The organism is Pseudogracilibacillus amylolyticus (SeqCode) (genome assembly GCF_051918545.1).
Lineage (GTDB): Bacteria > Bacillota > Bacilli > Bacillales > Amphibacillaceae > Pseudogracilibacillus.
This window is the reverse complement of the sequence record NZ_JBPPZG010000179.1, coordinates 1-8,025: the sequence shown is the minus strand read 5'-3', so window position 1 is coordinate 8,025 and position 8,025 is coordinate 1. Positions and strand designations below refer to the sequence as shown.

Below are 8,025 nucleotides of genomic sequence, written 5' to 3'. Positions count from 1 at the left end.
GGACCTTCCGGTTGTGGAAAATCTACTTATTTAAAAGCGTTAAATAGAATGGTAGAGCTAGTCCCGAATGTCCGGATGACAGGAAAAGTGATTTATGATAATAAAAGTATTTTTGATCCTTCGGTAACGGTGGAACAACTGCGAACCCAAGTCGGAATGGTTTTCCAAAAACCAAACCCATTTCCGAAGTCAATTTATGATAATATTGCTTATGGGCCAAAAATACATGGGATACGAAATAAAATGATTTTAGATGAAATTGTTGAAACAAGCTTACGCAACGCGTATCTTTGGGATGAAGTAAAAGATCGTTTACATGAAAATGCGTATCGACTTTCAGGGGGTCAACAACAAAGATTATGTATTGCTAGATGCTTAGCGATTGATCCTCGTGTAATTTTGATGGATGAACCAACATCAGCTTTAGACCCGCAGTCGACATTAAAAGTGGAGGAATTAATCCGTACATTAAAAGATAAATATACGATTGCTATCGTTACCCACAATATGCAACAGGCAGCTAGAATTTCCGATCGAACTGCATTTTTCTTGAATGGAGAAGTAGTTGAATTCGCCGAAACAGCACATATCTTTAATAAACCAAGTGATAAACGTACAGAAGGCTATGTCAGCGGTCAGTTCGGATAATTAAATATCAATCTCAAAATGCTAAACTATCTGAGAAAGATAGTTTTTGTTTTTTGGGGAAAGCGGAATAATCACGAGAGCTTCGCGTTATCCAGCTAAATTTCGAAATAACGACGCAGATTCGGATTTAACCACGGGAATCCAGAAATAACCACGAGGTCTCGGGTTATCCAGCTAAATCGTGAAATAACGACGCAGATTCGGATTTAACCACGGGAATCCAGAAATAACCACGAGGTCTCGGGTTATCCAGCTAAATCGTGAAATAACGACGCAGATTCGGATTTATCCACGGGAATCTAAAAATAACCACGAAGTCTTGCGTTATCCAGCTGAATTTCGAAATAACGACGGAGATTTGGATTTATCCACGGGAACTTTAAAATAACCACGAGGTCTCGGGTTATCCAGCCAGATTTTGAAATAACGACGCAGATTCGGATTTATCCACGGGAAAATTGAAATAACCACGAAGTCTCGCGTTATCCAGCCAAATTTTGAAATAACGACGCAGATTCGGATATAACCACGGGAATCTAAAAATAACCACGAAGTCTCGCGTTATTCAGCCAAATTTTGAAATAACGACGCAGATTTGGATTTAACCACGGGAATCTAAAAATAACCACGAAGTCTCGCGTTATCCAGCCAAATTTCGAAATAACGACGGAGATTTGGATTTCACCACGAGAATTCCGAATTAACCACGAGCGCATTTACCCATTGAAAAAATCGCCTTGCACTTTGGCAAAGGCGATTTAAAAAATATAATAACTATTCAACAACAATATAAGTAGCCTTCACAGGACCATGTACACCGACTACTAAATTTAACTCGATATCTGCACTATTGCTTGGTCCTGTTATGAAGCTAACACAAGATGGGATTACTTCACCATTTTTGTTTTTTTCATGGATGATTCGTGTTGCATGGGACATTCTAGGCACGATTGTTTCTTTAGGGATAATTGCAATAAAATGAGTAGGAAGCAAGCTTATCGTACGACTATTATTTTTATCGTTCAGTAATGTCACCGTTCCGGATTCTGCTAGTGTTATATCACTATACGTTATCCCGATATTTGCTCGTTCTGCAAAATGAATATTTTCTTTGCCTTTTTTCTCATCCCATTTGCGAACCTCGATTTGATCGGAGGTAAGATTATCATAAAAAGAGTTCAATCCAAATTTTACATTTCTTTTATCATTTACTGTTATGATCGATCCGCCACCATATTCGATAACCGTCTCATGCAAAATCCTCGCTAAACTTTGTTTCGTTCCTCTTTTAAAAGTAGTATGAATCACTTTACATTGTTCTTCCAATACGTCAATTAGTTCATTTTTAGACAGTTCATGAAACACTTCCCATTGCGGTTGTTTCGTCCACACAGGTTTTGTAACTTCAGTCTTTATTCGAGGTCTGTTAAGCTGGTCAGCAATATTTTTTAGAAAGCTTTCTCTGTTTTTAATCATTGCTTTGTGCTCTTCCTTTCTGTCTGTTACGATACCAAGAGCGAAAGGTTTGTCTTTTTGGGGCTGGAAAATCACGTGTATTTGTCCAGCCTTTTAATGGTCCAGGTCCATTCGTTATTTGTTCATTTTTTACCCATGGCTTTAAGGCCGTTCTTGCCATTTTTGCACTTAGTTTATAGGCGGCGGGGTTTGAAGCCCATTGTGCAAATCCTGACATCATCATTTTTTCTGAAACAGGAGCTTTATTTTCTTTTTCAACAATTATTTCCCGATGCCTAATTAATAACTCATGAAGCGGTATTTTTACCGGACAGGCTTCTGTACATGCTGCGCATAAAGAGGACGCATAAGGAAGTTCTTTATGATTTTCATACCCATCAAGAAGAGGGGTAATGACTGCCCCAATTGGCCCTGGATAAATGGAACCGTAAGCGTGACCACCGATATGACGATAGACTGGGCAAACATTAATACATGCTGCACAACGAATGCAATGTAGAGCAGACTGAAATTCTGTTCCGATTATTTTGGAGCGTCCATTATCAACAATTACGAGATGGAACTCAGATGGTCCATCGATTTCGCCTTCCAGTCTCGTTCCTGTAACAGATGTAATATAACTCGTTAATTTCTGTCCTACTGCTGCTCTTGTTAACAGGCTGACTAATATATCAAGTTCTTCCCATGTCGGTACAATCCTCTCCATCCCCATGACAGCTATTTGTGTATCAGGTAAGGAAGTGGCAAGCCTTCCATTTCCTTCATTTGTAACAAGTGTAACCGTTCCCGACTCTGCCACAGCAAAATTACAACCGGTTATTCCAATATCTGCTGATAAAAAATCTTTTCGTAATTGCTCGCGAGCAAAAAGGGTAAGGTCTTCAGGTATTGCAGTTCCATCATACCCTTTTTTATCTGCAAAAACTTCCCGAATTCTTTCTCTGTCTTTATGTAAAGCAGGTGCAACAATATGAGAAGGAGGATCATTATCTAATTGTAAAATCCACTCACCTAGGTCTGTTTCAACAACTTCGACCTCTTCTTTTTGCAATACTTCATTAAGGCCAATTTCTTCTGTCACCATCGATTTTGATTTAACTACTTTTTTTCCGTTTTTCTGTTTGACAACCTCTTTAATATAATCAGTAGCTTCTTCGGCTGTCTGGGCAAAAAATACATTTCCGCCGCGCTTAACAACTTGATTACTTAACTCTTCTAAATAATAGTCGAGATGTTCAATCGTATGGTTACGGATTTCTTCTCCTAAAGTTCGCCAATCATCCCAGTTTCCAAGCCCTTCTTCAGACCGAACACGTCCAGTTTTCAAACGCTCTTGTGCTGATGAAACAGCATTTCTCATAAACGTATCATCTAATCCTTTCTGTACCCGCGTTTCGTAAGGACTTTGATTAATTTGAATACCCATAAAATCCTCCTTCCAATTATTGTGTATTTAATATTTCAGCAATATGAATGACCTGCACATTTTTTCCTTCACGAGACATCATGCCGCCAATATTCATTAAACATGCCATATCGCCCCCGACTAAATAATGAGCTCCTGTTTCTGAAACATGTCGTGACTTTTCTTTCACCATTTCTGTTGATATGTCGGCATTTTTTATCGCAAATGTTCCACCAAACCCACAACAATCTTCTTTCATCGGTAATTCTATTAAATCGATTCCTTTAACCTGTTTTAAAAGTTGAATAGGTGCTTCCTTTACCCCTAGAATTCTAGTCATATGACATGAAGGATGATAAGTGACTTTCCCAACGAATTTAGAGCCGACATCAACGATACCTAATACATCAACTAAAAATTGTGTTAACTCATATGCTTTATTTGCAAAAGCTATTGCACGTTCTTCCCATACAGGGTCATCGGCAAATATTTTTGGATATTCTTTTAACATACCGACACATGAACCAGATGGACCGACGATATATTCCGCATGTTCAAAAGCTTGAATCATTTGTTTCATTGCTTTTTTCGATTGTTGTAAGTAACCGCTATTGAATGCCGGCTGTCCACAGCATGTTTGTGTCTCGGGAAAATCGACTTCACATCCAGCACGTTCCAAAATTTCTACCGTGTCCTTGCCTACATTTGAATGAAACATATCACATAGACAAGTAATAAATAATGAGACTTTCACTCATATTCACCTCCTAAATATGGAGATAGAAATTTTTCTACCCCTTCCAAATGACGCAACATATATTTTTCGGCCTGCTCAGGTTGTTTATTTTTTATAGCTTTATAAATACGTTCATGTTCAGTTACTAATACTTTGGTGTTTTTTTCCGACTCTAAGATTATTTTCTGTGCATCACGAATCGTTTCTAACATTATGTCGGAAATGTTTCGTAATAGATTTATTAACATATTATTTTGGGAAGCTTTTATGATTAGGTAATGAAAATGATAGTCCGCTTTCTCATCCAATTTATTATTTTTCATTTCTAGCAATGCTTCTTCTATTAATCTAATATCTTCTTCCGTATGGTGGAGTGTAGCTAACCGTACCGCCCCAGCTTCTAAAATCTTTCTTACTTCCAATAGTTCCTTAACGTCTTCCTTTTTCATTAATAAAGCAGTTGTAACAGGTAGAGAAATGGAGGTAGCATTAAAATCGGCAATAAATGTTCCTTCCCCTTGTTGTACATGTACTAACCCCATTGCTTTTAATCCACTTAACGCTTCTCTGATGACAGATCTGCTCACATCGAAATGTTTTGCTAGTTTTTCAATAGAATCAAGCCTGTCACCTGGCTGTAATTGTTTGTTCTTTAACATTGCAATGATTTGATCGATAACTATTTCATAGTTTTTCCTTGTTCGAATCGGTTCATATATCATTAAAATTTCTCCTTTAAAACATATGGTCATCTGATGACTGAGTTTATACTTAGAATATTACCTTATCAGATCGCTTAGGTCAATATAGTTTCTATAAAAAATGTTAGTTTTAAAAAGGATGTTCAAAAAGGATTTATCGTTTTTAAAATAATCATATATTGGCTTTGAAAAGCATAATTATGAACAAGCAGTTAGATTAAAAAAGTGCTAATTATTATTTGTTTATTAAGGGGGGAAATAATGCTTCGCTACGTGTTAAAACGCCTACTTATTATGATAATTACTTTATGGATTATCGTTACACTTACCTTTATTTTGATGGTCAGCATTCCAGGATCCCCTTTTAACAGTGAAAAAAGTTCTAACGAAATTGTCCAGGCGAATTTAGAAGCACATTATAATCTTGATAAACCTTATTACATACAATATCTTCTCTATTTAAAATCGATTGCTACATTTGATTTTGGACCATCGATAAAAAAACCTGATCACTCTGTAAACGATTTACTAGCTAGAGGCTTCCCTATTTCCTTTGAACTCGGAATGTTAACAATTATTGTAGCTGTCATCTCAGGAATTACTTTAGGAATCTTTGCAGCGTTACGTCATAACGGAATAATTGATTATTTGGCAATGGCTTTTGCTGTTCTCGGGATATCGATACCGAATTTTGTGTTGGCAACATTACTCATCCAACAGTTAGCTGTAAATTTTGAAATTTTTCCGGTTGCGACATGGTCAAGTCCAATTCATATCGTTCTTCCAACGCTCGCACTTGCTACAGGGCCTTTGGCAATTATTGCCCGACTTACTAGATCGACAATGCTTGAAGTATTAACCCAAGATTATATAAAGTTGGCTCGGGCGAAGGGATTAGCACCTTGGAAAATCATTATCAAGCATGCGTTGAAAAATGCCTTAATGCCTGTAGTAACAATTATGGGTACATTGTTAGCAAGTATTTTAACAGGAACATTTGTCATTGAACAAATTTTTGCAATTCCCGGAATGGGAAAATATTTTGTGGAAAGTATTAACCAACGAGACTACCCAGTCATTATGGGTACGACAGTTTTTTATAGTTCATTTTTAATTATTATGCTTTTCTTAGTTGATATTGCTTATGGTTTGCTAGATCCACGAATAAAAGTACACGGAAAGGAAGGGGAGTAATGAAATCGACTCGTCATTTCCAAGAAAGTTATTCTCCTTCTGAAGTACGCGATGAATGGTTTCGTTTAGTTAATCAGGATAAAGAAGGAGCAGAAATTGTTTCTCGTCCCTCTCTTTCTTACTGGAAAGATGCGTGGACACGATTGAGGAAAAATAAACTAGCGATGTTAGGATTAATTTTTCTTGTTTTACTAACGATTATGGCAATTTTAGGACCGATTTTTTCACCGTATGAAGTAAATGCGCAAAATTTACCGGCACAATTTGAAAAACCCTCGGCACAACATTGGTTCGGCACTGATTCTGCAGGACGAGATGTGTTTACAAGAACTTGGTATGGTGCACGTATTTCTTTATTTGTCGGGTTAATGGCAGCAATAATTGATGTTGTTATCGGAATTATATATGGCGGTATTGCTGGTTACAAAGGTGGTCGGACAGATAATGTCATGATGCGAATAGTTGAAATTTTATATGGTCTACCTTATTTATTAGTCGTTATTTTACTCCTTGTTGTTTTAGGCCCAAGTTTATTTACGATAATTGTTGCGTTAACTGTAACAGGGTGGGTAGGAATGGCGAGAATTGTTCGGGGGCAAGTTCTACAAATTAAAAATTATGAGTTCGTACTTGCCTCTAAGTCCTACGGTGCAAAAACGTCTAGAATTATTCGGAAAAATCTTTTACCGAATACGATGGGACCAATAATTGTGCAGATGACATTAACAGTACCAACGGCAATTTTTGCAGAAGCATTTTTAAGTTTTATTGGCTTAGGGATCCAAGCTCCGTATGCAAGTTGGGGTGTGATGGCAAATGACTCTTTAGGTGCAATTTTATCCGGAAACTGGTGGACATTATTTTTCCCAGCATTTTTTATTTCGTTTACAATGTTTGCTTTTAACGTTTTGGGGGACGGACTACAAGATGCCCTTGATCCAAAGCTTAGAAAGTAGGGGGAGACCATGGAAAAAATATTAGAAGTAAAAAATCTGCATGTCACCTTTACTACTTATGGAGGTACTGTAAAATCAGTACGAGGTGTAAACTTTGATTTATACAAAGGTGAAACACTTGCAATCGTCGGGGAATCTGGATGCGGAAAAAGTGTAACCTCCAATGCAATTATGGGTTTAATTCCTAATCCTCCAGGGGAAATTTCACGTGGGAAAATACTTTTTAAAGGGAGAGATGTCACTCAAATTTCTGAGAAAACAATGCGCTCGATTCGTGGCGTGGATATTTCAATGATCTTCCAAGATCCAATGACAGCACTTAATCCGACGTTGACAATAGGAACTCAATTAATGGAAGGTTTACGGCAACACCATAAGATTTCTGCAGAAAATGCGAAGAGAAAAGCACTAGAAATGATGGATTTAGTCGGTATTCCGAATCCACAGGAAAGAATGAAACAATATCCTCATCAATTCAGTGGCGGGATGCGTCAACGTATTGTTATTGCTATTGCATTGATTTGTGAACCAGAGCTACTCATTGCTGATGAACCAACGACAGCACTTGATGTGACGATTCAAGCTCAAATCTTAGAACTTTTTGAAAAAATTCAAAGAACGACAAACGTTTCGATTATATTGATAACACATGACCTCGGAGTTGTTGCAAAAGTTGCTGATCGAATCGCAGTTATGTATGCTGGGAAAATTATTGAAATTGGCACGAAACGGGAAATCTTTTATAATCCCGAGCATCCTTATACAAAAGGACTATTAAACTCTGTTCCCAGGCTCGATATGAAAGAAGAAAAATTGCTTCCTATTGTTGGCACACCCCCAGACTTATTTGCACCACCAAAAGGATGTCCTTTTGCTGCTAGATGCACGTTTGCAATGGAAGTGTGTGAG

At 37.4% G+C, this 8,025-nt stretch carries 8 protein-coding genes; 4 read left to right on the top strand and 4 right to left on the bottom strand.

Going from position 1 to position 8,025, the window contains the following annotated elements:
* Nucleotides 1-648 (top strand): phosphate ABC transporter ATP-binding protein PstB (gene pstB, locus ACPYKA_RS16285; RefSeq protein WP_479543272.1); only part of this gene is annotated, 648 nt, incomplete at its 5' end.
* A 774-nt stretch (nucleotides 649-1,422) separates the two neighbouring features.
* Here pstB and ACPYKA_RS16280 read toward each other — a convergent pair.
* Genes ACPYKA_RS16280 through ACPYKA_RS16265 form a run of 4 tightly spaced genes read right to left on the bottom strand, consistent with a single transcriptional unit; the run spans nucleotide 1,423 to nucleotide 4,987 of the window.
* Nucleotides 1,423-2,124 carry a LutC/YkgG family protein gene (locus ACPYKA_RS16280; protein ID WP_479543271.1) on the bottom strand — a complete coding sequence of 234 codons (702 nt, stop codon included), beginning with the start codon at nucleotides 2,122-2,124 and terminating at the stop codon, nucleotides 1,423-1,425.
* The gene (locus ACPYKA_RS16275; protein WP_479543270.1) at nucleotides 2,117-3,550 is read right to left on the bottom strand and encodes a LutB/LldF family L-lactate oxidation iron-sulfur protein; all 1,434 of its coding nucleotides are present in this window, start codon (nucleotides 3,548-3,550) and stop codon (nucleotides 2,117-2,119) included. The genes ACPYKA_RS16280 and ACPYKA_RS16275 overlap by 8 nt, the downstream gene beginning before the upstream one ends.
* Before the next feature lie 16 nt (nucleotides 3,551-3,566).
* Nucleotides 3,567-4,283, bottom strand: coding sequence for a (Fe-S)-binding protein (locus tag ACPYKA_RS16270; protein WP_479543269.1), 717 nt, complete (start codon nucleotides 4,281-4,283; stop codon nucleotides 3,567-3,569).
* On the bottom strand, nucleotides 4,280-4,987 hold the full coding sequence (locus tag ACPYKA_RS16265; protein ID WP_479543268.1) for a FadR/GntR family transcriptional regulator: 708 nt from the start codon (nucleotides 4,985-4,987) through the stop codon (nucleotides 4,280-4,282). The genes ACPYKA_RS16270 and ACPYKA_RS16265 overlap by 4 nt, the downstream gene beginning before the upstream one ends.
* A 240-nt stretch (nucleotides 4,988-5,227) precedes the next feature.
* On the opposite strand from ACPYKA_RS16265, the gene ACPYKA_RS16260 reads away from it, so the two are divergent.
* From ACPYKA_RS16260 to ACPYKA_RS16250, 3 genes are all read left to right on the top strand, one after another.
* Complete coding sequence (locus ACPYKA_RS16260; RefSeq protein WP_479543267.1) at nucleotides 5,228-6,160, top strand: ABC transporter permease; 933 nt, start codon at nucleotides 5,228-5,230, stop codon at nucleotides 6,158-6,160.
* Nucleotides 6,160-7,116, top strand: a complete 957-nt coding sequence (locus ACPYKA_RS16255) for an ABC transporter permease (protein WP_479543266.1) — start codon at nucleotides 6,160-6,162, stop codon at nucleotides 7,114-7,116. The genes ACPYKA_RS16260 and ACPYKA_RS16255 overlap by 1 nt, the downstream gene beginning before the upstream one ends.
* Before the next feature lie 9 nt (nucleotides 7,117-7,125).
* Nucleotides 7,126-8,025, top strand: a 900-nt coding sequence (locus ACPYKA_RS16250; protein WP_479543265.1) for an ABC transporter ATP-binding protein, incomplete at its 3' end; no start/stop codon positions are given.